Raw genomic sequence first — 22,312 nt, 5'->3', positions numbered from 1 at the left:
ATCGAGATCATGTTCGGAAGGCTCAAGGACTGGCGGCGGATCGCAACACGCTATGACAGGTCTCCGACAGTCTTTTTCTCAGCCGTCTGCCTCGCCGCAACCATCATGTTCTGGTTATGAGTCCTGAACCTAGGGAATCTATATATAAGTTTGATTTTAATAAAAAAAATCGGGGAATATACACAGGGGGAAGGAAAATTCTATGACACTACTATAGGTAGTATACATGTGTCTAAGAAAGGTGCACATATCGTTCCAGCAGCCCCAAAGGGATGGGAAAATAAATAAAAAGTATTATGAATTTTTCTGTCTTGGTAAAGGCTAAGAAGAGAGGAATCTATGTCTATAGAAATGATACCGGATATTTATTTATGTATTATGACAGCATTTTTAGGAGAGATATATCCTGAAATTCGTTTAATATCTGCGGATTACGGTGAGGATTTAGTTATTAGAGTACATATGGTTTTAGATAGACCTGTGAATGATGAGGATATTGAGGAGATGGATTGCGTAATTACAGAAATTGATGCTGCATTTAATTTGGAAGATGCATCAGATATAGAAGATAGAATTTTTTTCTCGGAGGAACCGCTTTGTGAAATAGAGGCTCTCCCATATATCATTTATATGAGGTATGAAGAATAGTATGTTTGTATTGGATTTATAAGTTTACACAGTGAGGGTAGAATGCAGATTTCACAACGTGAAAGGAATATGAGGCTTGTAGGGGTATCACAAGTTTTACTTGGGGAGGTGCATAGAAATTTACGATTTGTATCGGTTAATTTTATCGGGAATGATATACATGTAACATTCGCTTTTGATGAAAGTTCGAAGGGTAATGTAAAAATGAATTTCTATAGGATTAAGAAAAAAATAGCCACAAGCTCTTTCTTAAAAGATGTTGGGGATATTATATTTTCAGCTATTTTATCAAATGAAAAATTTAACTCTGTGGGTAAGTTTGGGAGAATTATTTATGCTAGAAAAGAGTGTTAGTAGATGATATTTATATTTTTCCGATTAAATATTAAAAATAGATATTAGGGATAGGTTATGAATGTATCTGATGCAGATTTTTTTACATTTTATCAGAATTTTTTAGCAGTCATTTTTGCTGAAGGTGATGGTGACATGCCTTTTACAGTTGATTTGTTTGGAGCGGATGTAGTTGAGGAGATATGGTTTGAAAAGCGATGGCAGCTTTGACTCGATTGGGGTTTTCAGGGCTGATTTATTATCGTAGGGATGGATTCGATATTAGAATTATTCTGAAAAAAATGTTTCTAGATAAAAGTGAAGAGAATTGGCTTAATTGTTATTTTATTCCTACCGTTCTTGGTAAGGGTTTAGCTGTGAAGTATCTTATTTCTCTCGATGAAGAGAATGATCCGCAGGTTATCAATAATATTTGCGAAGAGTTTCGTAAGGATCTGGAGCGTATTTTTGATGAGCATGGTGTAGGATTTGATGTGGACCTGCCCTATGATAATTTGCTTTCACTTGATAGTAAATGAGGGGTTTTCGTATTTTATGGTATAGGCTGGGTTCTGTAATGAGAACCCGGTTTTTTTATTGTAAATCATGATACCGATTGCCCTTCCGTATAGGGCCTTGGACGTTCGTCGGTTATGGCAAGTCTCGTGATGCTGATGCGAGGGATGGCACGAACTGGACTTCCAGCACGGTGAATGCCGACAAGGGAGACCTGATCCTGAAGGTTGGAGGTACGGCCACGATTATCGGGTCCAGCCTGAGTGCGGGACATGACATAGGTATTGATGCGTCCTCGGTTGCGTTCAGGGCGGTGTCGCGGAGCCCGAAACAGACGCAGGACAGCATGTCCAGCTATTACGGTGTCAGCGGTGGTCTTACCGGGGATTCCGTGCACGGGAGCGTGGTGCAGTCCGCGCTTGCGGCGAGCCACAGGGCAAGGGCAGCACCGTGCTGCGGACCTTCAATGCCATGCAGGGGGCCTATCAGCTGGGTACGGGGCTGAGTACGGCCGTGATACTGGTTTCTCGAAACTGTTCAGTCTGTCCAGCAGCACGCAGGTCTCCAGTAGTGGGGGAAGTGACGGCAGCAGCAATGGCGGCAGCGGGTCTCTTGTCGGTGTGTCGGTCTCGTTTGACATGTCGAAGACCAGAAGCCACTCCGAACAGGAGCAGAGCACGGTTCTGGGCAGCATGGCCACAGCGGGCAACCGGCTTTCCATCGTGGCCCGTGGCGATCATCCGGGGTTGGCGGATGACGGGTCGATCAGTGCCATTGCGGCGCAGCTGGCTGCGAAGAACAATATTGATCTTGAAGCGGGCTGGAACCGTCAGAGTGCCCTGAACCACACCACGCAGAAGGGCCTTTCGGTTGGTGTTGAAGCGAGTGTGGGCACGAGCGGTGTTGGCTTCAGCCTATCTGCCTCCGGGTAGATGCAGCGGACGAACATGGAGAGCCATCAGGCGACAGCGGTTGATACGGTCCTGAATGCGACCAATAGCGTCAGCCTGACATCCGGTGGCAGGACCACGCTGAAGGGAGCGGAGGTCAATGCGCCCCGGATTGATGTAAAGGCGGCGGAACTGGAGATTACCAGCCCGCAGAACACGTCGGATTACCGCAGCACGGCCATGCAGGCGACGGCTGGGGTGAAGATACCGCTTTATGGTACTGGTGGCAGTGTCTCTGCGAGCTATCAGAACCAGAAGACGACGGATCATTTTGCGTCGACGGGGAAGGTGCTTTCCGGCCTGTATGCGGGCGATCAGGGGATCGGGATTGACGTTGCGGGCAAGACGAGCCTGACAGCAGGCGTGATCTCCAGCACGGCGTCCCGTGAGAAGAGCCACTTTAATACGGGCAGTCTGGAAGCCCACAGCCTTGGGAACAGTTTTGCATGGAAGAGCCAGAGCGTGGGCTTCTAGGCGGGTGTCGGGAGCGACACGCTTTCCGGGTCAATGACGAAGATAATGATCAGCTTCGGCACGGGCATGGCTTAGAACTCCATGAGCATGCTGGGCGGGAACCGTTCGCATGATGAGAGCAGTGAAAGCCAGTCCGCGCCCCCTGAGTGAATATGCCTTGGGGAAGTGTCGGTGGGTGTACCAGCACTTCACGAACTTATGGAAGAAGCAGGACAGGGAAATTGGGACAGTTTTGTGATGTCTTTCCCTAAAGATGGGCCTGTTTCAATGAAGTTCCATCATACGTGATAAAAATCGCTTAAAGAGTCGGCACATCAAGCGGTAAAAATGCCGCTCCCAGATAGCAGGAAGCCATAGCGGCTGGCCGGAAGCGGTATAGCTGGGCGGGGCGTCCTACGGTTGGGCGGTCGTAGGTGCCGGTTTCTTCCACAAGCTGCTGATGCAGGACAAGGCGGCGGAAGTTGGGCTTGTGCATGAGGCGGCCAGATACCGTTTCCATCGCCTGTTGCAGCTGTAGAAGAGTGAAAGACGAGGGAAGCAGTTCAAAAACGGCTGGACTGTAGCGGGTGCGGGCACGTAGCCGGGACAGGGCCGTGGCGAGAAGGCGACGGTCATCCCGGTCCGTGTTTTTCTGTTTGGGCGGGCTGCGTGGCACCAGCCCGGATTCCCACAGCAGTTCGTAACGCTCCAGAACACGGGTATCGTCCCACGGCAGGCCATCCAGCCCAAAGGCTGGAGCGATGCGGCTCTGGCGTTCCTCATTGTTGTCGGCCCATTGCCTGATGGCCGTGATGAACTCGGCCAGCTGCTTGTTGCCGCTTTCGTCCCGGCGGTCTTCCCAAGGGAAACGCTGGTAAAGCGAACCGTGACAGCCCCGTGGATGGCTGTGGCTCAGGGCCAGATAGGTGATGTGAATATGGGGCGTCTGTTCCCGTATGGGAAAGGAGCTGAATGTATAGAGCTGCTCCATGTAACCGATGGGGCAGTGTGTCAGGGTTTCCGCCCAATGGCAGAGGCGTTTCTGCAGGGAATGATGGCTTTCCTCCAGGGGGGGAGTGTCCCGGTCATGGCGCAGCAGGGCGACGTGGGGTGCATCATCGCCCAATGTCATGAGAACGGTAATCAGGTCTGTCGGGCAAAGGCTTTGGAAGGTCATTGAGGATGAGGAGCAAGCTGGCGGAAATGGCTGTACAGGGTCTGCAAATGGTCGGATGAAAGCCCCGGGGGAACGCCGTGGTCAAGAGGGATGCTGACCGTCAGGGGATGGGAGGAGAGGGACAGCATCCGGGGGCTGGTCATCATGTCGTTCAGGAGCCCCTGCATGGCGATGGGTACGTTGTGCTGGATCCATGAACTCTGAAGCAGATCATGCAGGGGCTCCTGCCAGTTGGTCAGACTGACGGACAGAATGCCAGAAAAGGCCGGGACATAAAGTTTGCCACCAAGGGAGAGATGCGGCGGTGGCGTGTCCTGTTTTCCCGGAGCCACCGGATGGATGGTGGCACTGAGCTCATGAAGCCTGAGCTGTAATGGGATGTCAGGCCAGGAGGATGTGGCATGATCGGTTTCTGGCGGCAATCTGAGGGGTGTCGTGCCGGTGCCGGGTAGCAGGGCAAAAGCAGCATGAACCTGTTCCACCCGAAAATTCTGTAGAAATGAGGAGGGATAGGTCAGCTCTCTGGCCGTGATGGCAGCGGAAAGCAGAGGCCTGTTCTGTAGGGCAGGGTCAGGTTGCGACAGGGACTGCGGTGCAAAACGGATGGTCCCGGCAGGGTGATTCAGCATGAGGCTGTGTGGCAGGCGGGAGGAGGCCAGTTCCAGTTCAGCAATGCGGAAATGTGCCCAGTACAGGGGCAGCGTGCCGTGGTCATGGCATCTGGCATCTGGTGGACAGGGAAGACTTTCTTTGCTGATGCGCAGTTTTGCCTTGCGCAGGCGCAGGGTCAGGCTTTCGCCGTTGCGGACCATGCGGAGGATGGTGCTGTCCGGCAGCTGTAGTGGAAGTTCGGTCCGTGTGGTCAGGGAATGTGCCCAGTCCAGCCAGTTCCCACCCAGGCGGAGCATGGGGGTGGCCCCGACAATATCGGCCCCGTTGAGATGGGTGTGAAAGGACACGCCGTAAAGCCGACGCCAGGCCCCGAAAGGCCATCCTCTGGCAGAGGTTTTCTGTATGGTCAGGGTTGGGGTGGGACCGTCCGAAGGCAGGGACTGGACGGCCAGATGGGCCAGCTGGTTGGAAAGCAGGGCCTGCGTCCGAAGGTACAACCCCCAGCTGCCTGCCAGAAGAGCGAGGAACAGACAGGAGGTGATCAGGGTGAAACGGCGGCGGAACAGGCTCAAGATTTGTCCTCCGCTGTGGAAGAAGGATAGAACGACGGGCCTGTTACTTTGTCCCCAGAAGGTTCTTCATCTTTTGTAGAGTAATCACACCAGAATGTTGATACGGGGCAAAAAGGGAGGCCCTCTGCAGTCCTCATGAAATGTGTTGTATTACAGATGGTTAGGCAGATACCCACAGGGCAGCACTTTCATGGTCTATACCTGCGTCCATTCCGTGCGGGACAGGAATTACTGGTTATCCTTCTTCACATCCACAGAGTTTTCCACAGCTTCATGGGGCAGGTCATGTTCCTGGCAGAGTGCCTCCCAGGCGCCGCTGATGGCCGGTATGAGGTCACGTCCCTTCAGGCTGGCGGCGAGAGGCTTCCCGATGGCAACCCGGAGCGTGCCGGGGTATTTCCGCCACGGGGAGTGTGGCCAGAACAGGCCGGAATTCGTCACTACGGGAAGGATGGGGCAGGTGGCCTGTCGGGCCAGAGCGATGACGCCATTCTGTAGCGGAACAGCCTGACCGGGTTTCGTGCGTGTGCCCTGCGGGAAGATGATGATCTGTCGCCCGGCTCCCTGTGCCTTTGCCACGGCATCCATCATGCCCCGCAGGGCCTGAGATCCGCCGGAACGATCGACAGGAATCATGCCGCTGAGAATGAGCATGGGGCCGACCAGCGGAATGGATGTCAGTTCCTTCTTGATGACATAGGCCGGCAGCGGCACGGTATTCATCCAGACAAAACCATCAAAGAAAGACTGATGCTGTGAGGCAATGAGCGCAGGGCCATCAGGCAGGTTCTCCTGCCCGCTGATGACGATGCGGATGCCGCAGAGGCGTTCCAGCCCCCAGAGCACGGCCCTGGACCAGAGCTTGGCATAGCCCAAGGCGGCATCCCGCCGGTTGAGCAGGCGGATGGGAAAGGCGAAGACCCCCATGACGAGGGTCAGAATCAGGAGATACAGGTTGAACAGGCTGCCGCGGACGAGACTCATCATAATGCTCCCTGCATGGCGCAGAATCTATCCGAAGAGCAAGGGAAAAAGATGGGCGAGCCAGAAATCAGGCGGGAGGTGTTCCTGAAGCTGGAGGAACAGGGCGGAATCCTTCCTGGGCATGGTCCGGCTGGTGGAGGACCATGAGACGGATGAAGGCCCCGATCAGCTTTCCGTACTGGCTGAACATCAGCAGCATGGTGTGTGGATGAAAGGGGGTGCTCATGGCGGGAGGCTGCACCCAGTAGGGGGTGAACTGAAGCTGCGGGGCAATATCGTGGAACTCCAGCAGGGAGCGGCGCATGTGATACCCCGCCGTGACCAGAACAAGATGATGCAGGTTTTTCTGCTTTGCCCATTGGGCGGTTTCCCATGCATTGCCGATGGTAGTGGCGGCCCGATATCCAAGGCTGATGCGCTGCGTCAGATCCGGCGGCAGCGGGCCGATTCCCGTGGCGGCCAGAATATGGTTCAGCCCCGTATGGGGGGAAACGCCGGAGATCAGGAGCAGTCGCTCCGGTTTCTGCTGGAGCAGGGCAATTCCGGCTTCTATGCGGTTTTTGCCGCCCGTCAGCGCAACGATGCCGTCGCAGTCAGCCGGGATGCTGTGCAGGTCCGGTGAGGGGCGCAGGGCATCGGCACAGAAATAAATGAAACTGGCCAGCATGAGCCATCCTGCGATGGTCACCCCACCAGAGAAGAGAGACCAGACAGGGGGGCCCGGCCGTTTCATGATGCCTGTTGCTCCTGTCTGGCACAGACCAGATGCACCATGGCCCAGCCCGCCAGTGCCATCAGGACCGGCATCAGGGAAAAGGCCAGCCAGAGCCGGACTGGCAGCAGTGATGGAGAGATGAAGGACGACATGCTTCCCTCTGCGGGTGGCAGGCGCAGCAGAGGGTGCAGAGCAGCGGTGATGAAGCCCAGTGAAGGCAGGAGCAGGACGATGCCTGCAAGGCTTCCCAGAAAGGCCATCAGGGCGACCCGCCGGGCAAAAATACGGTGAAGGACGGACAGCTTTCCGCCCAGTCTCCACAGGACGGCCTGCTGCTGCCGGTTGGCCAGAGCGACGGTTCTGGCTGCCAGATAGAGCAGGGCGGGAACGATCAGGGCTGCTGCCAGCCCAGCCATCAGGGCGACATGGCGTGCAGTCTGCTGGAGGACTGTCATGAGTGGGGTAAGCTTTGTCAGCTGGGGCGGCGGCGGAACGATGATGGCCTCTGGGGCGGTGCTGTGAATAAAGGCGGCCAGTCTGGTCATGTTCCCATGATACGAGAGGGTGAGAATCCTGGGGAGAGGCCCCTCCCACGGGGCGGACCATGCGGCCAGAAGTCGGGAAACCTCCTGCTCTGGCAGGAGGGTGGCGTGGGTTTCGGGGAATGTGGCGGTCAGGGCTTTGGGCAGGCTGTCCGCCAGGGCGGGAGCCTCCTTGCCGATCACAGGCAGGGCGATGACGATCTGGCTGTTCACCTGTCCTTCCCAGCGTTGGACAGCTCCATCCACACCATGGGGCAGGGCCAGAGCCAGCCCGGCCAGCCATGTGACGAGACAGAGGCCAAGCAGCAGGGGCCATAGGGCAGGCCGGTCTGTAGCACGGGACAGGCATGTCATGGGAGCAGCCTTTCATCTCTGGGGGACAGGATCAGCGGGGCTGCCAGATCATTCCCGGAGGCAGAAGAAATGGAGACTTCCGGTGATGGGGGGAGCCGGGGCAGGGTCAGGAGCTGGTCATCAGGGTCTGTCCCTTCTGGCTGGTGCTGCATGGCCAGAAGGGTTGTGGTGCCATTTCTGGCCAGGCCCCGCAGGGTGGAAAGAAGATGATCCCGCAGGATAGGGCAGAGGGTCAGGGCTGGTTCATCTACCAAGACGATGGAAGGCTGGGTGATCAGGGCCCGGGCACAGGCGGCCCGCATTCTCATGGTCTGACTGAGTGAGTGAGGAAGAAGCTGTGCATGGCTCTCCAGCCCGAACCAGCGGATGATGGAGTCGGTTTCCCGTTTCACATCTGCTCTGCGCAGGTGGTTCAGCTCCAGCGGCAGGGCAATATTGTCCGCCAGCGTCAGGCGGTCCATGAAAAGGGGGGCTGCCTCGATGTACCCGATGCGCTGCTGGAGCTGCCTGCGACCCCGTGCGGAAAGACCGGGTCCTGCGGCATGGTTGAGGAGGGTCATCATCCCGCCCGTGGCAGGGCGGCGCAGGGCGATGGTATCCAGCAGGGCTGTCTTGCCCGCCTCGGCAGGGCCTGTCACCCAGAGGGTGCCACCCCGTTCCAGCCGCAGGGACAGGTGCTGCACGCCACCCGGCACGAGAGACGTGCCGACAGGCAGCGGAAGCGTCTCCAGGGCGATCATGCAGGGCTCCGCATGGCTGTGCCTCAGAGCCTCCGGGCCAGCCAGGCCGCCGCCGTGGAGGAGGCTGCTGCCAGAGCCATGAGGAGCAGACCATCCTTTATCAGCCCGTGCGGTGTAAGGGTGTGGCCGGCTACCATGAGCTGTTCGGGGATGGTATGGGCGATGTGGTTGACGATCTCATGCGTCTGCTGGTCTTCCGTGAGAGACCCGAGATTGGCCGTGGCAACGGTGACAAGGTGCGGCAGCAGGGACCAGCCGACGCCAAGGATGAGCAGGATGGGAGCAAACAGTTCTGTCAGCTGAATGAGAAAGCTGAAAACGAAATGCGCCACGGCCCATATGAGGTTGAGCAGGACCCGCCCCATGATGGCTCCGCCCTGCTGCTGGCGTGATGGCGTGGCCGAGAGCAGGCGTTCGCCCCGTGCCGGGGAGGAATGGGAGGAAGAGGGCGATGTATCCATGAATGTTTCAGACCTTCCTGCAAGACAGCCGGGCTGGCAATGGCATAGTAATGGCGAGGGAGACGGAAAGCAGGGCGGAGGGGCCTCTGTTCTGTCCTCCTGCTTCTGCACCTAGCTTCAAGAGAGGCGTAATGCAAATCTTACCCACGCTGGATGAAAAAGATGTCCATGTTCTTCTTCTGGATCCAGCCGGTCCTGCTCACAGTCGGGTCCATGAGCTTCTGCGCAGGGAGGGGATGGATGTTGTCTGCCGGCAGAGTGCTGAAATGATGCTGGAAGTGTTGGAGGCCCGCTGTCGTATCAATCAGGTGGATATGGTCATCTGCTGCACTCTCCAGAAAGGCATGAGCGCCGGGCAGTTCGTTCGCCGTGCCAAGGCGACTCCTGCCATGCAGGGCGTACCGGTGCTGATGCTGACGGAGGATGTATCCTCACGGGTTGAGCTGGACTGCTTTGAAAGCGGGGCCGATGCCTACCTTTCCAGCTCTGCCCATTCTGACCTGCTGCTGCTGCGGATACGCACGCTCCTGCATCTGGCGGAAGAAAAGCGCCAGCTTCATCCCCAATGGCACATGCGGCGGGCCAGGGTTGTCATCGTCCGTGCCCCTGATGATGAGACCCTGCTGGATTTCTGGAATGACCCCAGCATCATGGATCATGAAAACAGCCGGGACGGCACGGAGGAGGCTGGGCTGGGGGAGCTTCTCTGGCGGGATGGACACACGGTGACCTCTGTCACCCGCTCCAGTGATCTGCTGAATGGCGGCTGGCTGACAGGCCCGGACGGGCCGGACTGCATCGTGCTGGAGGACATACAGGATAACGAGACAGACCTCGCTTTCTGCCGTCTGCTGGACCAGCGCCGCCAGGCCCTGCGGGAGCAGGGGGGTACACCGTTCCGCATTCTCTGCATCATACAGGCAGCCCGCTTCCGGGGTGAATCCTGCGTGGCTTTTCTGGAAGCTGGCCTGGAGGACCTTGTTCCGAGTGACATGACGCCCATGGTGCTGGCTCTGCGCATCCGGGCCATGGTCCGGCGGCGGCGGGAGAATGAGGCGTTTCATCAGCGGGAGATGGAACGCCAGCAGTCGGCTCTGGCGCTGGAGGCTGCACAGGCGCAGGCCTCGCTGGCGGAGGCTCTGGCCAGAGCCAACAAGGAGCTGGCCAAGGCGAATGAGGAGCTGGTGCAGACACAGGCCCGACTGGTCCAGACGGCCAAGATGGCTTCATTGGGAGAGCTGGTGGCCGGCATTGCCCATGAGATCAATAATCCTCTGGCGTTCACTCTGGGTCATGCCGATACGGTCGAGCGATGCCTGCACTGGATGGATACTGTCGTGCAGGATGAGGATGGTCAGACCCGCATTCGGCGGGCCAGGGACCGTCTGGCTGCGATGAAGACAGGGCTGGGGCGTATCCGGGACCTGGTCGTGCGTCTGCGCCGTTTCTCCCGTCTGGAAGAAGGAGAGTGGCGCATGGTGGATGTGGGCGAGGCGATAGAGACAGGGCTGGCCCTGGTCCGCCATAGGCTTGGCAGGTCCATTGCCGTGGACTGCCAGCTTGAGGCACCCCGGCAGCTGGTCTGCCAGGAAACACTGTTCCATCAGGCTGTCATGAATCTCATTGCCAATGCTGCCGATGCGCTGAATGATATGCGGCGGGAAGGGCAGAAGCATCATGATGGGCTGATACGGATTGCGACCCGTCTTTACGATGATGTTTATGAAATTACGGTAAGTGACAATGGTCCAGGCATAAAGGAGTCGATCCGCCCCTGGATTTTTGACCCGTTCTTCACCACGAAGGCGCAGGGGGAAGGGACAGGGTTGGGCCTTTCCATCGTTCATGGCATCGTGCAGGCCCATGGTGGAACCATCGACGTGACAGACGCCTGTGAGGCTGGAGATGGCTGCCAGAAAGATGGGCAGACCAATGGCGGGCGTGGTGCATATTTCGTGATTCGCCTTCCTGTCCACGAGACGGCAGAAGGCTGGGCTGTGCGGGAGCCTGAACGGCACAGGGCACAGGAGGAAGTAAAAACGGCATGAACGAGCCTTACAGTATCGAGGCCCAACCTTGTGTTCTTCTGGTGGATGATGAGGAAGAGATTCTCGTGGCACTCGGGGATCTGCTGGAGGAAAGCTGCACGGTTCTGACAGCGGCCGAGCCTGGCAGGGCCCTTGCCCTGCTGGCCGCCCATCCGGAGATTTCGGTCATCATTTCAGACCAGAGGATGCCGGGCATGACAGGGGACCAGTTTCTCAGCCGTGCCAGTGCCTGCTCCGACGCCCGGGCTATTCTGCTGACAGGATATGCGGATCTGGATGCCGTTGTGGCAGCCCTGAATCACGGCAGGATCGTTGCCTATGTGCACAAGCCGTGGGAGGCGGACCATGTGCTGTCCCTCGTCCATGAGGCACACAGGACATGGCAGGCCCAGAGGGCCCTGAAGGTGGAGCAGGCCCTGTTGCATGGCCTCATGGAGAGCCTGCCGTTCGGTCTGGTTTTTTCCGATGCGCAAGGCCGTTGTATCCGCAGCAACCGGCATCATCAGGGGACGTGCGAGAGTGACCATTACACGGCCATTCTTCAGCCTGTGATTGCCCGTCTGCGGGAAAAGGTCTGGGAGGACGGGCAGGCAGAGGAGCTTCTGGAGGTCGTGGCGGAAGATGGGCAGAGACGCTGGCACGAGATTGTCCGCCTGGCGCTGAAATGGCCGGAGGATGTCCCGCTGAAAGAGGCCTGGCAGGTCAGCATGGATCGGGACGTGACCCAGCGTGTGATGGTGGAAGACCGGCTGAACCGGGGTGAGCGGCTGGAAGCCCTGGGTCGTCTGGCCGGTGGTGTCGCGCATGATTTCAACAACCTGCTCACCATTCTGGGTAATTGTCTGGAGGCTCTTTCCGGGCAGTTGCAGGGAGATGAAGCGGCCCGTGCCACCCAGAAGAAATGGCTGGCCCGGGCGTTGGAGACCGTGGAACGGGGGGAGGGGCTGACCCGCCGTCTGCTTCAGTTTGGCCGGGCGGGGCGGAATGGTGGGACGGTGCGCCCGTTTGACATCGCGGCTTTTCTGGAGGAGCGGGCCAGCCTGTTCCGGCATGGTTTTTATGGAGCCGTCCCGGCCATCCGTTTTGTGCTGGACCTCCCGGAAGGGACTGTTCCCCCTGTATTGACCTGCCCGGAACAGCTGGAAATGGCCCTGCTCAATCTGTGTGTGAATGCCCGGGATGCGATGCCTGATGGCGGGACCGTGACTCTTTCTGCCAGCCGGATACGCCACGTCCTGCCTGCTGCCCCATCCAGTTGCGAGCAGGATCATGCGCTGGCCCTTGATGTCCGGGACGAAGGGGAAGGCATGAGTGAAGAGGTCCAGCGCCATATTTTTGAGCCTTTTTTCACCACCAAGCAGGCGGGGAAAGGCACAGGGCTGGGGCTGGCTGGCATTTACAGTTTCGTTCTGGCCCATCATGGGGATGTTGTTGTGCAGAGCCGGCCCGGAGAGGGAACGGTGATGCGTCTTCTGTTACCCTTGCTGAAACAGTGAGCCGAAGACATTTCGGAGGGGAGCGGTTCCCATTTTGGTGCCTCCAGTTATGATGGATCGCACGAACATAAATTGATGAAGGAAGGGGGATGGCATGGCCGATAGGGAAGCCTGTTTTGTTCAGCCGCAGGAAGATGATGCAGCACAGGCCATCACGGCCATCGGGGATGAACTGGCGCTGTTCGATGACTGGATGGAGCGTTATCAGTACATCATCGAGATGGGGAGGAAACTGCCGGACTTTCCGCAGGATTGGCAGGATGACGCGCACCGGGTGCCGGGTTGCCAGAGCCAGGTCTGGCTTGAAGCTGAGGAAAAAAACGGATGTCTGTTTTTTGCTGGTGCGTCTGACGCCGCTATCGTTCAGGGGCTGGTGGCGTTGCTGCTGCGTGTCTATTCCGGTCGTACACGGGATGAGATTCTGGCGACTGACCCGGTTTTTCTGCATGAGCTGGGATTGGTGAAGGCGCTTTCAGCCAATCGGGGCAATGGCGTGGAGGCCATGGCAAAAGCCATCCGGCAAAGAGCCGCCGCAGTCTGAGCCCGTTGGCCGGAACAGAAAATGCCCTCTGGCGGTAAAACCAGAGGGCCTTTTCATGCAGGGGCTGTCCCCGTGTCTCAGTGCGTGGCCGGAGCCGCAGCATCGGTGGCAGGCATGTCGGACTTCATCGGGTTGGAGCTGTCCTTCACGCTGTCAGCTGTAGCTTCAGCCTTTTCGGCCGGCTTGGCGCTGGCGGCATCCTGAGTGTTGCACTTGCTGAATTTGCCGTTCTTGTCGCGGCAGGGCTTGGCCTTCGGCTTTTCACACTTTGTGAACTGACCTTTCTCATTGCGGCAGTGGTGAGCCTTGCCATGAGAGGCGGCAAAGGCAACCTGGCTGGTCAGGGCACTGGCAATGAGGGCGAATGTGGCCATGCGACGGAACATCATGGGGGTTTTCCTTCTGTCAGAACAGGGAACGAATAGGCTGGCATTATCCTATACAGGAAATTCAGGCTGGTGATAGTGAAGTCTATGTTATTTTTAAAGAATAACGGCCAGTCATTACCAAATATTATCAATTGAGGTTGGGTGGGGGACAGGGCTCTGGAATTGTCTCCATCGTCCCGGGTTACTGATAGTGCTGCACGGGAAGGATATTGGCTGCTGGCCTGTATGGTCCGGGATCAGCCGCATGATGAAAAAAAGGGGAGGCCCGGCTGGACCTCCCCTTTTCTGTTTTGTGACAACCTGTTTGTCAGGGTCTCACTTCTTCTCGGCCTGTTCCGGCAGAGCATAGGCGATCAGATAATCACCCATCCGGCTCAGGAAGGAGCCATGCCCACCAGCGTAGGTCACGATGTACTGGCGACCGTTGATGCTGTAGGTCATCGGTGCAGACTGTGCCCCGGCAGGGAGACGGTCTTTCCAGATGACATGGCCGGTCGTCAGGTCATAGGCCCGGATGTAGTAGTCCTGCGATGATGTCAGGAAGGCTACATTGCCAGCCGTTGCCAGCGGGCCACCAAGGCTCGGGACACCGATCTTGATGGGCGGCAGCTGGATCGGGAGGGACGAGCCATGCAGGGAGTCACGCAGCGTACCATTGCGGTGCTGCCAGACAACCTTGTTGGTGCGCAGGTCGATCCCGGCGACAGCCCCCCACGGTGGCGTGCGGCACGGCACGAAAAGGCCGAACTTGGCAAACAGCGGGTCCAGGAAGGGATGCAGGTTGACGGCGTACGGGATGCCGTAATTCGGCTGGAGACCCGTCTCACCGCCGCTGCCACCCTTGTCACCATTCGGGTCGGGCCAGCGCGGGTTGCCCGGGCCACGGGGAACCAGAGTGGAGACGAACGGAATGGAGATGGGGTTGGAGAAGGCTACCTGGCGGCGAGGATCAACCGCAAGGCCGCCCCACTCGAACATGCCCAGATCGCCAGGGAAAACCAGCGTCCCCTGCGTGGAAGGCGGCGTATAGGGCCCCTCGTAACGCAGGCTGTGGAAGTAGATGCTGCACACCATCTGGTCAAGGATCGTGGCCCCCCAGATGTCACGGTCGGACAACGGATCTTTCGGGCGCAGGCTCAGCTCGGAATGGGGCTGGGTCGGGCTTGTATGGTCACCCGTGGCAGCGCCACCCGGGGCAGGAACCTCCGGTGCCGGAACGATCGGCTTGCCGGTGCGGCGGTCCAGAACAAAAATGTCACCACTTTTGGTCGGGATGTAGATGGCCGGAACCAGGCTGCCATCCTTCTGGGTGATGTCCACAAGGTTGGGCTGTGCGGAGGCATCCATGTCCCAGAGGTCATGATGGACGGTCTGGTAGAACCAGACGAGCTTGCCTGTGTCCGCATTCAGCGCAATGACACCCGGCGGATAGCGTTCGGCATCCTTGTCACGGTAGCCACCCCACTGGTCAGGCGTGCCAACCCCCATGGGGATGTACACCATGTTCAGGTTCTTGTCGTAAGACGAGACGGACCAGGAGTTGGGGGAGTTCGGATGGAAATGCGGATGCTCTTCGCTCGGCATTTCATTCGGGTCAGGATTGGCGGCGTCGAATACCCAGACAAGCTTGCCCGTGTAGACGTCATAGGCCCGTGTTGCCCCGGAAGGCTGGTGGACGGAGCCGTTGTCCTTCACCGCACTGTTGACGATGATCAGCTTGTCGGTAACGACGGGCGGTGATGTCGGGGCATACTCCCCAGCCGTCGTGTAAGGCTGGTGGGAGAAGCGCAGATCGACCTGGCCGTTGTCCCCAAAGCCCTGGCAGACCTTGCCTGTCTGTGCGTCGATCTCGACCATGCGGCCGTCATTGACCATGGCAATGATGCGCTTGGTGCAGTCTGTCGTGGTGACAGGCTGGCCGCTGCTGTCGACGGCATTTTCAGGCTTCGTGTGGGCACTGACGCCACGGCATGTCAGATGCTGGAAGCCAGGATTGACGTTCAGCTTGGGGTCGAACACCCATTTCGTCTTCCCGGTCACGGCATCGACGGCAAAGACCTTCTGATGCAGGGAGCAGAAATAGAGTGTGTTGTCGAACTCCAGCGGCGTGGCCTCGTTGGTGGCCTCACCCGGGTCGCGGGACTTGTCCGGCAGGTCACCGGTCCGCATGACCCAGGCAACTTTCAGCTGGTTGACGTTCTGGCTGTTGACCTGTGTCAGAGGGGACCAGTGATTGCCATCCTGCGTGCGTGCGTAGGAGGTCCAGTCACCATCCGGCACGTTGTCCGGGTTTGCCGGGCTGGCATTGACCTGCTCTGTAGGCAGCGAACCACCGATGTCATACGGGTCCATGAAGGCGGAAACCACCAGTGCCAGGGCACTGAGGACCACGCCGATGCCCAGAGGAATGGTGGCCAGCCGGTTGGCGGCCAGCGGACGGCGGATGAAAGGAAGCAGCAGGACGATGCCGATGACGATGACCACATCCAGCCGGGGCACGAGGCTCCAGAGGTTGAGGCCTACGAGGCAGAGAGCCCAGATGAGCGTGCCAAGCAGGACGACCGCATAGACAGCAAGGCCGATCGGCTTCCGTTTATGGACGAAGAACGCGCTGAGCAGCGTGCCCAGCCCGCTGATGAGATAATAGAAGGGACCGCCTTCGCTGATGGCATAGATACCACCGGCAACCAGCAGCAGGCCGACGATCGCCATGAGGATGGCAACCAGCGAGACCCAGATTCCCCCCGTACGGGAAGTGGAGGACATGGATAAGCCTCAGTGTTGTTAAACTCGATCACTCAACCTGGATAAGCGTTGCCCTGACAGGAATGTCCCGTCATGGATGATGATCTCCTGCCTTTAAGCACAGGGAAGGGGCCATGGGTCAAGCATCAGGGGGTAATAATTCGGACTGGATGAGTGCCTCTATCATCATATTCACAACCATGTGATATTTACTTCACAATGGTTAATGCTCACTGCTCAAAAAACATGCCGTTCTGATGCGGTTTTTGCTTGAGGCCGTCCCCCGTTGTCCCTATAAGCGCCAACAGGTCGTGCACGCGCCCGGGCCATATGATGTGGCATGCCCGGCCGTGCGGTTTCCGTTGTCCGCCAGGGGAATGGGAACTTCAGAACTGTAAGGAGATGAAAATGCCCAAATTGAAGACGAAGTCTTCGGTCAAGAAGCGGTTCAAGATCACCGCGACTGGCAAGGTGACCTGTGGTCCCGGCAACAAACGCCATGGCCTGATTAACCGTCCGCAGAAGATGAAGCGCAGCAACCGTGGTCCGCAGACAATGACGGACATGGATGCCCGTACCGTCAAACAGTGGGCACCCTACGGGCTGTCATAAGGAGTTAAGAAACCATGGCACGTGTTAAACGGGGTACGACCACCCACGCCCGTCACAAGAAGGTCCTTGATCTGGCCAAAGGCTATCGCGGGCGTTCTTCCACAAACTATCGCATCGCTCTGGAGCGCGTCGAGAAGGCACTGCGTTATGCCTATCGCGACCGCCGCAACAAGAAGCGTGATTTCCGCTCCCTGTGGATCCAGCGCATCAGCGCTGCCGTGCGTGAGCATGGCCTGACCTACAGCCGTTTCATCAACGGTCTGAACAAGGCCGGGATCGAGATCGACCGTAAGGTTCTGGCTGCCATCGCCTATGACGATGCAGCGGCCTTTGCCGAGATCGTACGCAAGGCTCAGGCAGCCCTGTAAGGGGATTCCTCATGCTTCATGGTCTGTTCCTGATGGACCGTGAGGAATGGGACTGATGATTGGCGGGCTGTTCTGGCAACGGAGCAGCCCGTTTTTCTTTGAGGCTGCTTCAGAAACGTTTCAAGATCCGGACCTTCAGGGGCCGGGGCAGGAAGCGTTCCTGAAACAGGCTCATGAGATGATGGAAGACAGGCTATGGCCAATGACCTCGACACTCTGAAGGATGAGACACTGGCGGCCCTGAAACAGGCCAGCACCCATGGGGAATGGGATGCTGTCCGTGTGGGGACGCTGGGACGCTCAGGCAAACTGACCGGCCTGCTCCGGCAGCTCGGTTCGTTCCCGCACGAGGAGCGGAAAGAGCGGGGGCAGGCCCTCAACCGCCTGCGTGACGAGCTGACGGCCCTGATCGAGCAGCGTGGCAGGGAGATCGAGGAGCTGGCCCTCCAGCAGCGTCTGGCGGAGGAGACGGTGGACATCACCCAGCCTCCCGCCCCGGCACCGGCCGGTCTCATCCATCCCGTCAGCCGGACGATCGAGGAAATCACGACCATCTTCGGGGCGATGGATTTCCATGTGGCGGAAGGGCCGGACATTGAAAGCCAGTGGCACAATTTTTCCGCCCTGAACACGCCGGAACATCATCCGGCCCGGACAGAGCAGGACACGTTCTACCTTCCGGCAGCCGGAGAAGGCGAGGACCTGCGGGTGCTGCGGACGCAGACATCCGGCGTGCAGGTCCGCACCATGCTGGGTGAGAAGCCCCCCATCCGCATCATCGCACCGGGCCGGACCTACCGGGCCGATCATGACGCCACCCATTCCCCCATGTTCCACCAGTGCGAGGGGCTGGTCATCGAGAAAGGCATCACGCTGGGCCATCTGAAGGGCTGCCTGACCGAATTCCTGCGGGCCTTCTTTGGTCAGCCGGACCTGCCTGTCCGGTTCCGGGCCTCCTACTTCCCCTTTACCGAACCATCCATGGAAATTGACATCGGCTGGTCCCGGGAGACAGGCGTGATCGGTGCCGGGGCGGACTGGCTGGAAGTGCTGGGTGCCGGCATGGTCCATGCCCGGGTACTGAGCAACTGCGGGCTGGACCCGGCAGAGTGGCAGGGCTTTGCCTTCGGCATGGGGATCGAACGTCTGGCCATGCTGAAGAATGGCATCACGGACCTGCGGTCCTTCTATGAAAGTGACCTGCGCTGGCTGCGTCATTACGGTTTTTCATCACTGTCCCCGGCAACGCTGACGGAGGGTTTCTGACATGAAATTTTCACTCTCATGGTTGCGGGATCACCTCGATTTTACCGCCTCTCTGGACGAGATATGCACGACGCTGAACCGCATCGGCCTTGAGGTCGAAAGCGTGGATGACCCGACGGAACGTCTGGCCGGGTTCCGTACGGCAAAGATTCTGGAGGCTTCCCCCCATCCGGATGCAGACCGCCTTCAGCTCTGCCGTGTCTCAGCCGGTCAGGGCTTCGAGGACGTTCAGGTCGTCTGTGGTGCGCCGAATGCCCGCACGGGGCTGCATGTCATTTTCGCTCCGCCGGGGACCTACATTCCCGGCAGTGACATGACGATCAAGCCCGGCAAGATTCGGGGACAGGCCAGCAACGGGATGCTCTGCTCCCTGCGGGAGCTCGGGATCGGTGAGGAGTCCAATGGCATTGCTGAACTGCCTGATGGTTCTCCGCTGGGTGAGGATTATGTCCGCCATGCCCGGCTGGATGACCCCGTCATCGAGATTGCCATCACGCCCAACCGTGGCGATGCGCTGAGCGTCCGGGGCATTGCCCGTGACCTCGCTGCTGCGGGGCTGGGCACCCTGAAGCCGTGGCTGACGGAGACGGTGGAAGGGCAGGGTGAAAGCCCGATCCAGTGGGAGATCAGCCACCCGGCCTGCCGTTATGTTACGGGGCGGCTGATCCGTGGCGTGAAGAATGGCCCCAGCCCGGCCTGGCTGAAGCGTCGTCTGGAGAGCGTGGGGTTGCGGCCGCAATCCGCCCTGGTGGATGTGACCAACTATCTGATGATGCATGTCGGGCGGCCGCTGCATGTTTTTGATGCCGCCCGCCTGACCGGTGACAGGCTTTCCCTGACATCCGGCACGGGGGAGCATTTCCGTGCGCTGGATGGGCAGGAGCTGGTTCTGGGCACGGATGATCTCGTCATTGCGGATGAGGCCGGGGTGCAGTCGCTGGCGGGCATCATTGGCGGTGAGGCCAGTGCGGTGACCGATGAGACGGTCGATGTCTTCGTGGAATCCGCCCTGTTTGACCCGGTGCGCATCGCCCTGACAGGCCGCCGCCTTGGGGTGCAGACGGATGCCCGTTACCGTTTCGAGCGTGGTGTGGATCAGGCTCTCGTACGTTCCGGTCTGGAAGCCGCCACGGCCCTGATCGTGGAGCTGTGTGGCGGCACGCCAAGTGAGGTGACCGAGGCGGGGGCGGAACCGGCATGGCAGAGAACCGCCAGCCTGCGTTTCGAGCGTCTGGCCTCGCTGGGCGGTCTGGAGATCGAGGCGGACAGGGCCGTGGACATCCTCGAGGCCCTGGGGTTTGAGGTGCAGGAGCGCACGGCAGAGAAGGCCGTGTTCTCCGTGCCGTCATGGCGGAATGACGTGGCGGCAGGGCATGGTCTGGCACAGGCTGTCACGCTCGATGCCGCTGTGGCCGAACGGGCTGCCGCCAGTGTGGAGGTCATGGAAGCCGAGGCCGATCTGGTCGAGGAGGTTCTGCGCATCCGTGGTCTGGATGAAGTTCCGGCCCTGTCCCTGCCCCGTGCCCATATGGTGCCTGCTCCGGCGGTGACACCACAGCAGGCCCGGGCAGCCCTTCTGCGCCGTCTGTGTGCGGGGCGTGCCCTGATGGAGACCGTTGGTTTTTCCTTCGTGTCCGATCAGGATGCGGCCCTGTTTGAAGAAGGACGGGAGCAGGACCGGTTGCTGAACCCGATTGCAACGGACCTGAACCAGCTGCGGCCGACACCAATCATCAACCTGCTGCGTGCCCTTGGGCGGAATCTGGCTCACGGGCAGGGCTTCAGCGGGGATGCCTCCTTCTTCGAGCTTGGCCCCTGCTTCGGGCAGCAGGGCACCCGTATGGTGCTGGCGGGCGTGCGGGGTGGCGTGAGTGGCCGAGCTCCGGGTCAGTCTGCCGAGGAACCATCATGGATGGATGCCAAGGCCGATCTCATGGCGGCTCTTGCAGCTCTCGGTGTGGCCGAGGCTTCCCTGAGCAGCACGGCGGATGCGCCGGGCTATTACCATCCGGGGCGTTCCGGTGTCGTGCGGCAGGGGCCCAAGCTGGTGCTGGGCAGCTTCGGTGAGCTGCACCCCCGTGTGGCCCGTCACTTCGGCCTGAGCGGCACGGTGGCGCTCTTTGAGATGACGCTGGACAGGGTTCCGCTGCCCAAGGTGAAGCGGAAGGCTGCCCCGACGCTGTCGGTCCTTCAGCCTGTCCGTCGTGACTTTGCCTTCCTGGCTGATGAAAAGGTGCAGATACAGGATGTGCTGAAGGCTGTCCGTATGGCAGACCGCAAGTTGATCACGGATGTGCGTCTTTTCGACATCTTTGAAGGTGGCTCCGTTCCGGCAGGGCATCGCTCTCTGGGAGTGGAGGTGACCCTCCAGCCGCAGAAAGACAGCCTGACGGATACTCAGCTTGATGCGCTGATGACGGCTGTAGAAAGTGCCGTCCAGAAGGCGACGGGGGCAACGCTGCGGCGTTGAGCCCTGCAACGGCGGGAAAGAAGGAGAGGCTGCCATGGTGGATGAGAGTGCCCCTGTAGAAGGTGAGGTTCCCCTTCATCACCATGGCCGGGTGATCTGGATTCTGGCCGGTGAGCCCAGTGGGGACAGTATCGGGGCCCGTCTGATGCAGGCCCTGCACCGCATTGACCCGATGCTGGTCTTTGCTGGTGTTGGCGGAGGGCGGATGGAGGCCCGGGGCCTGCGGAGCCTCTTCCCGATGGAAGACCTGACGGTCATGGGGTTCATGGAAGTCCTGCCCCGGTTGCGCCTTCTGTCACAGAGGCTGCTGGAAGCTGAGCAGGATATTGAGCTGCGCCGTCCTGATATTGTCATCACCATTGATAGCCCGGGTTTTTCGTTCCGGCTTCTGCGGCGCATCCGCAAGCTGAATGTCCGGCGCCTGCATTATGTAGCGCCGCAGACATGGGCCTGGCGGGAGAGTCGGGTCAAAGGGTATCGGGGGTTGTGGGACAGGCTGCTCTGCCTTTTCCCGTTTGAGGAAGCATGGTTTGCTGAACGGGGCCTGCCCGAGGCCCGGTTTGTCGGCCATCCCATCCTGCAATCGGGCGTGGCGCATGGTCAGGCACAGCGTTTCCATAAACGGCATGACATTCGGTCGGACAGCCCTATTCTGATCCTCATGCCGGGCAGCCGGTCCTCCGAGGTCCCAAAGCTGCTGCCTGTTTTTGAGAAGACTCTCGGAATTCTTCATGAACGTTTCCCCGATCTTCAGCCCGTCATTCCGGCCACGTCGGGCATGGCCCCACTCGTGAAGAAGATGGTGCGGCACTGGGCGGTTCACCCCTCCATCCTGACGGATACGGAGGACAAGCACGATGCTATCCGGGCTGCTGACTGTGCCCTGACCAAATCGGGTACATCCATTCTGGAGCTGGCCATAGGGCAGGTACCCATGGTGGTCACCTACAGGGTCAATCCGCTTTCAGCCCTGCTGGGGCGGCTTTTCCTGCGGCTTCCCTTCATTTCCATGATCAATATTCTGGCAGGGCGTGAAGTCGTGCCAGAACTGGTCCAGCATGACTGTACTCCCCAGAAACTGGCGGATGAAATTACTTCTCTCCTGACAGATGGGGCAAAGCGGCAGGCCCAGCAGGAGGCTTTTGCCGATATTCTGGCCATGCTGGAAGCTCCGGGCGGGGAGCTGCCTGCCATGTCAGCGGCCAGAGAGGTATTGGCACTGATGGAAACGCCATTGTCTGAATTGCGGCGCTCATGAAAAAAGCCTGTCCTTGTCAGGGGACAGGCTTTTTTCATGCCGAAGGATGGCAACCTGGGAGT

24 protein-coding genes and 2 pseudogenes are annotated in these 22,312 nt (G+C 58.9%); 17 read left to right on the top strand and 9 right to left on the bottom strand.

What is annotated here, in order from left to right:
- The 8 genes and pseudogenes from DTJ15_RS09030 to DTJ15_RS09000 form a co-directional block, all read left to right on the top strand.
- Nucleotides 1-120, top strand: a pseudogene (locus tag DTJ15_RS09030) (IS5/IS1182 family transposase); the annotation flags it as partial.
- 30 nt (nucleotides 121-150) lie between these two features.
- A complete protein-coding gene (locus tag DTJ15_RS09170) occupies nucleotides 151-288 on the top strand; it encodes a polymorphic toxin type 50 domain-containing protein (RefSeq protein ID WP_193599717.1) in 138 nt (45 codons plus the stop codon).
- 51 nt (nucleotides 289-339) lie between these two features.
- Nucleotides 340-648: a hypothetical protein gene (locus DTJ15_RS09025; protein WP_249109862.1), complete on the top strand. Its 309-nt coding sequence runs from the start codon at nucleotides 340-342 to the stop codon at nucleotides 646-648.
- A gap of 42 nt (nucleotides 649-690) precedes the next feature.
- The gene (locus DTJ15_RS09020) at nucleotides 691-1,002 is read left to right on the top strand and encodes a hypothetical protein (protein WP_249109861.1); all 312 of its coding nucleotides are present in this window, start codon (nucleotides 691-693) and stop codon (nucleotides 1,000-1,002) included.
- A 57-nt stretch (nucleotides 1,003-1,059) separates the two neighbouring features.
- On the top strand, nucleotides 1,060-1,212 hold the full coding sequence (locus DTJ15_RS09015; protein WP_249109860.1) for a hypothetical protein: 153 nt from the start codon (nucleotides 1,060-1,062) through the stop codon (nucleotides 1,210-1,212).
- Nucleotides 1,200-1,520 carry a hypothetical protein gene (locus tag DTJ15_RS09010; RefSeq protein WP_103765193.1) on the top strand — a complete coding sequence of 107 codons (321 nt, stop codon included), beginning with the start codon at nucleotides 1,200-1,202 and terminating at the stop codon, nucleotides 1,518-1,520. The genes DTJ15_RS09015 and DTJ15_RS09010 overlap by 13 nt, the downstream gene beginning before the upstream one ends.
- A gap of 77 nt (nucleotides 1,521-1,597) precedes the next feature.
- Complete coding sequence (locus DTJ15_RS09165) at nucleotides 1,598-2,002, top strand: hemagglutinin repeat-containing protein (protein WP_408902179.1); 405 nt, start codon at nucleotides 1,598-1,600, stop codon at nucleotides 2,000-2,002.
- 133 nt (nucleotides 2,003-2,135) lie between these two features.
- Nucleotides 2,136-2,921, top strand: a pseudogene (locus DTJ15_RS09000) (hemagglutinin repeat-containing protein).
- Nucleotides 2,922-3,219: 298 nt separating this feature from the next.
- Here DTJ15_RS09000 and DTJ15_RS08995 read toward each other — a convergent pair.
- From DTJ15_RS08995 to DTJ15_RS08965, 7 genes are all read right to left on the bottom strand, one after another.
- Nucleotides 3,220-4,032, bottom strand: a complete 813-nt coding sequence (locus DTJ15_RS08995; protein WP_249109859.1) for an NrtR DNA-binding winged helix domain-containing protein — start codon at nucleotides 4,030-4,032, stop codon at nucleotides 3,220-3,222.
- 41 nt (nucleotides 4,033-4,073) lie between these two features.
- A complete protein-coding gene (locus tag DTJ15_RS08990; protein ID WP_249109858.1) occupies nucleotides 4,074-5,261 on the bottom strand; it encodes a hypothetical protein in 1,188 nt (395 codons plus the stop codon).
- Between the two features lie 228 nt (nucleotides 5,262-5,489).
- Nucleotides 5,490-6,245: a 1-acyl-sn-glycerol-3-phosphate acyltransferase gene (locus DTJ15_RS08985; RefSeq protein ID WP_103765189.1), complete on the bottom strand. Its 756-nt coding sequence runs from the start codon at nucleotides 6,243-6,245 to the stop codon at nucleotides 5,490-5,492.
- 67 nt (nucleotides 6,246-6,312) lie between these two features.
- On the bottom strand, nucleotides 6,313-6,978 hold the full coding sequence (locus DTJ15_RS08980; RefSeq protein WP_192848469.1) for a YdcF family protein: 666 nt from the start codon (nucleotides 6,976-6,978) through the stop codon (nucleotides 6,313-6,315).
- Complete coding sequence (locus tag DTJ15_RS08975; RefSeq protein ID WP_249109857.1) at nucleotides 6,975-7,856, bottom strand: hypothetical protein; 882 nt, start codon at nucleotides 7,854-7,856, stop codon at nucleotides 6,975-6,977. The genes DTJ15_RS08980 and DTJ15_RS08975 overlap by 4 nt, the downstream gene beginning before the upstream one ends.
- Nucleotides 7,853-8,596 (bottom strand): ATP-binding cassette domain-containing protein, encoded by a 744-nt coding sequence (locus DTJ15_RS08970; RefSeq protein WP_249109856.1) that lies wholly within the window; start codon nucleotides 8,594-8,596, stop codon nucleotides 7,853-7,855. Before DTJ15_RS08970 ends, DTJ15_RS08975 begins: the two co-directional genes overlap by 4 nt.
- A gap of 23 nt (nucleotides 8,597-8,619) precedes the next feature.
- The gene (locus DTJ15_RS08965) at nucleotides 8,620-9,057 is read right to left on the bottom strand and encodes a hypothetical protein (RefSeq protein WP_043557919.1); all 438 of its coding nucleotides are present in this window, start codon (nucleotides 9,055-9,057) and stop codon (nucleotides 8,620-8,622) included.
- Between the two features lie 131 nt (nucleotides 9,058-9,188).
- On the opposite strand from DTJ15_RS08965, the gene DTJ15_RS08960 reads away from it, so the two are divergent.
- The 3 genes from DTJ15_RS08960 (at nucleotide 9,189) to DTJ15_RS08950 (ending at nucleotide 13,142) form a co-directional block, all read left to right on the top strand.
- Complete coding sequence (locus tag DTJ15_RS08960) at nucleotides 9,189-11,105, top strand: hybrid sensor histidine kinase/response regulator (protein ID WP_081563287.1); 1,917 nt, start codon at nucleotides 9,189-9,191, stop codon at nucleotides 11,103-11,105.
- Entirely contained in the window at nucleotides 11,102-12,601 is a 1,500-nt protein-coding gene (locus DTJ15_RS08955; RefSeq protein WP_052348878.1) for an ATP-binding protein, read from the top strand. Before DTJ15_RS08960 ends, DTJ15_RS08955 begins: the two co-directional genes overlap by 4 nt.
- Nucleotides 12,602-12,695: 94 nt before the next feature.
- Nucleotides 12,696-13,142, top strand: coding sequence for a SufE family protein (locus DTJ15_RS08950; protein ID WP_043557920.1), 447 nt, complete (start codon nucleotides 12,696-12,698; stop codon nucleotides 13,140-13,142).
- Nucleotides 13,143-13,219: 77 nt separating this feature from the next.
- Here the strand turns inward: DTJ15_RS08950 and DTJ15_RS08945 are convergent, their stop codons facing one another.
- On the bottom strand, nucleotides 13,220-13,531 hold the full coding sequence (locus DTJ15_RS08945; RefSeq protein ID WP_197981626.1) for a hypothetical protein: 312 nt from the start codon (nucleotides 13,529-13,531) through the stop codon (nucleotides 13,220-13,222).
- A 315-nt stretch (nucleotides 13,532-13,846) separates the two neighbouring features.
- Nucleotides 13,847-16,297, bottom strand: a complete 2,451-nt coding sequence (locus DTJ15_RS08940) for a membrane-bound PQQ-dependent dehydrogenase, glucose/quinate/shikimate family (RefSeq protein ID WP_043557921.1) — start codon at nucleotides 16,295-16,297, stop codon at nucleotides 13,847-13,849.
- A 387-nt stretch (nucleotides 16,298-16,684) separates the two neighbouring features.
- Between DTJ15_RS08940 and rpmI the strand changes: the two genes are divergently transcribed.
- Genes rpmI through lpxB form a run of 6 tightly spaced genes read left to right on the top strand, consistent with a single transcriptional unit; the run spans nucleotide 16,685 to nucleotide 22,250 of the window.
- Nucleotides 16,685-16,888: a 50S ribosomal protein L35 gene (rpmI, locus tag DTJ15_RS08935; RefSeq protein ID WP_043557923.1), complete on the top strand. Its 204-nt coding sequence runs from the start codon at nucleotides 16,685-16,687 to the stop codon at nucleotides 16,886-16,888.
- Nucleotides 16,889-16,902: 14 nt separating this feature from the next.
- Nucleotides 16,903-17,256 carry a 50S ribosomal protein L20 gene (gene rplT, locus DTJ15_RS08930; RefSeq protein WP_043557924.1) on the top strand — a complete coding sequence of 118 codons (354 nt, stop codon included), beginning with the start codon at nucleotides 16,903-16,905 and terminating at the stop codon, nucleotides 17,254-17,256.
- 55 nt (nucleotides 17,257-17,311) lie between these two features.
- A complete protein-coding gene (locus DTJ15_RS08925; RefSeq protein ID WP_249109855.1) occupies nucleotides 17,312-17,476 on the top strand; it encodes a hypothetical protein in 165 nt (54 codons plus the stop codon).
- Nucleotides 17,452-18,522, top strand: a complete 1,071-nt coding sequence (gene pheS / locus DTJ15_RS08920) for a phenylalanine--tRNA ligase subunit alpha (RefSeq protein ID WP_043557925.1) — start codon at nucleotides 17,452-17,454, stop codon at nucleotides 18,520-18,522. Before DTJ15_RS08925 ends, pheS begins: the two co-directional genes overlap by 25 nt.
- A 1-nt stretch (nucleotide 18,523) precedes the next feature.
- The gene (gene pheT, locus DTJ15_RS08915) at nucleotides 18,524-20,992 is read left to right on the top strand and encodes a phenylalanine--tRNA ligase subunit beta (protein ID WP_249109854.1); all 2,469 of its coding nucleotides are present in this window, start codon (nucleotides 18,524-18,526) and stop codon (nucleotides 20,990-20,992) included.
- A 34-nt stretch (nucleotides 20,993-21,026) separates the two neighbouring features.
- Complete coding sequence (gene lpxB, locus DTJ15_RS08910; RefSeq protein WP_081563289.1) at nucleotides 21,027-22,250, top strand: lipid-A-disaccharide synthase; 1,224 nt, start codon at nucleotides 21,027-21,029, stop codon at nucleotides 22,248-22,250.
- Nucleotides 22,251-22,312 lie beyond the last annotated feature (62 nt).

Origin of the sequence: Parasaccharibacter sp. TMW 2.1891, from assembly GCF_023337675.1 — a bacterium.
Taxonomy (GTDB): domain Bacteria; phylum Pseudomonadota; class Alphaproteobacteria; order Acetobacterales; family Acetobacteraceae; genus Bombella; species Bombella apis.
The sequence above is the reverse complement of the archived record's forward strand: the minus strand, read 5'-3'. Positions and strand labels throughout refer to the sequence as shown.

Excerpts from the sequence above, each read along its gene's own strand:
- DTJ15_RS09025 (WP_249109862.1), top strand. The coding sequence starts at position 340 with ATGTCTATAGAAATGATACCGGATATTTATTTATGTATTATGACAGCA.
- DTJ15_RS09020 (WP_249109861.1), top strand. The coding sequence starts at position 691 with ATGCAGATTTCACAACGTGAAAGGAATATGAGGCTTGTAGGGGTATCA.
- DTJ15_RS09015 (WP_249109860.1), top strand. The coding sequence starts at position 1,060 with ATGAATGTATCTGATGCAGATTTTTTTACATTTTATCAGAATTTTTTA.
- DTJ15_RS09010 (WP_103765193.1), top strand. The coding sequence starts at position 1,200 with ATGGCAGCTTTGACTCGATTGGGGTTTTCAGGGCTGATTTATTATCGT.
- DTJ15_RS08995 (WP_249109859.1), bottom strand. The coding sequence starts at position 4,032 with ATGACATTGGGCGATGATGCACCCCACGTCGCCCTGCTGCGCCATGAC.
- DTJ15_RS08985 (WP_103765189.1), bottom strand. The coding sequence starts at position 6,245 with ATGAGTCTCGTCCGCGGCAGCCTGTTCAACCTGTATCTCCTGATTCTG.
- DTJ15_RS08980 (WP_192848469.1), bottom strand. The coding sequence starts at position 6,978 with ATGAAACGGCCGGGCCCCCCTGTCTGGTCTCTCTTCTCTGGTGGGGTG.
- DTJ15_RS08975 (WP_249109857.1), bottom strand. The coding sequence starts at position 7,856 with ATGACATGCCTGTCCCGTGCTACAGACCGGCCTGCCCTATGGCCCCTG.
- DTJ15_RS08970 (WP_249109856.1), bottom strand. The coding sequence starts at position 8,596 with ATGATCGCCCTGGAGACGCTTCCGCTGCCTGTCGGCACGTCTCTCGTG.
- DTJ15_RS08965 (WP_043557919.1), bottom strand. The coding sequence starts at position 9,057 with ATGGATACATCGCCCTCTTCCTCCCATTCCTCCCCGGCACGGGGCGAA.
- DTJ15_RS08960 (WP_081563287.1), top strand. The coding sequence starts at position 9,189 with ATGCAAATCTTACCCACGCTGGATGAAAAAGATGTCCATGTTCTTCTT.
- DTJ15_RS08955 (WP_052348878.1), top strand. The coding sequence starts at position 11,102 with ATGAACGAGCCTTACAGTATCGAGGCCCAACCTTGTGTTCTTCTGGTG.
- DTJ15_RS08950 (WP_043557920.1), top strand. The coding sequence starts at position 12,696 with ATGGCCGATAGGGAAGCCTGTTTTGTTCAGCCGCAGGAAGATGATGCA.
- DTJ15_RS08945 (WP_197981626.1), bottom strand. The coding sequence starts at position 13,531 with ATGATGTTCCGTCGCATGGCCACATTCGCCCTCATTGCCAGTGCCCTG.
- DTJ15_RS08940 (WP_043557921.1), bottom strand. The coding sequence starts at position 16,297 with ATGTCCTCCACTTCCCGTACGGGGGGAATCTGGGTCTCGCTGGTTGCC.
- rpmI (WP_043557923.1), top strand. The coding sequence starts at position 16,685 with ATGCCCAAATTGAAGACGAAGTCTTCGGTCAAGAAGCGGTTCAAGATC.
- rplT (WP_043557924.1), top strand. The coding sequence starts at position 16,903 with ATGGCACGTGTTAAACGGGGTACGACCACCCACGCCCGTCACAAGAAG.
- DTJ15_RS08925 (WP_249109855.1), top strand. The coding sequence starts at position 17,312 with ATGATTGGCGGGCTGTTCTGGCAACGGAGCAGCCCGTTTTTCTTTGAG.
- pheS (WP_043557925.1), top strand. The coding sequence starts at position 17,452 with ATGGCCAATGACCTCGACACTCTGAAGGATGAGACACTGGCGGCCCTG.
- pheT (WP_249109854.1), top strand. The coding sequence starts at position 18,524 with ATGAAATTTTCACTCTCATGGTTGCGGGATCACCTCGATTTTACCGCC.
- lpxB (WP_081563289.1), top strand. The coding sequence starts at position 21,027 with ATGGTGGATGAGAGTGCCCCTGTAGAAGGTGAGGTTCCCCTTCATCAC.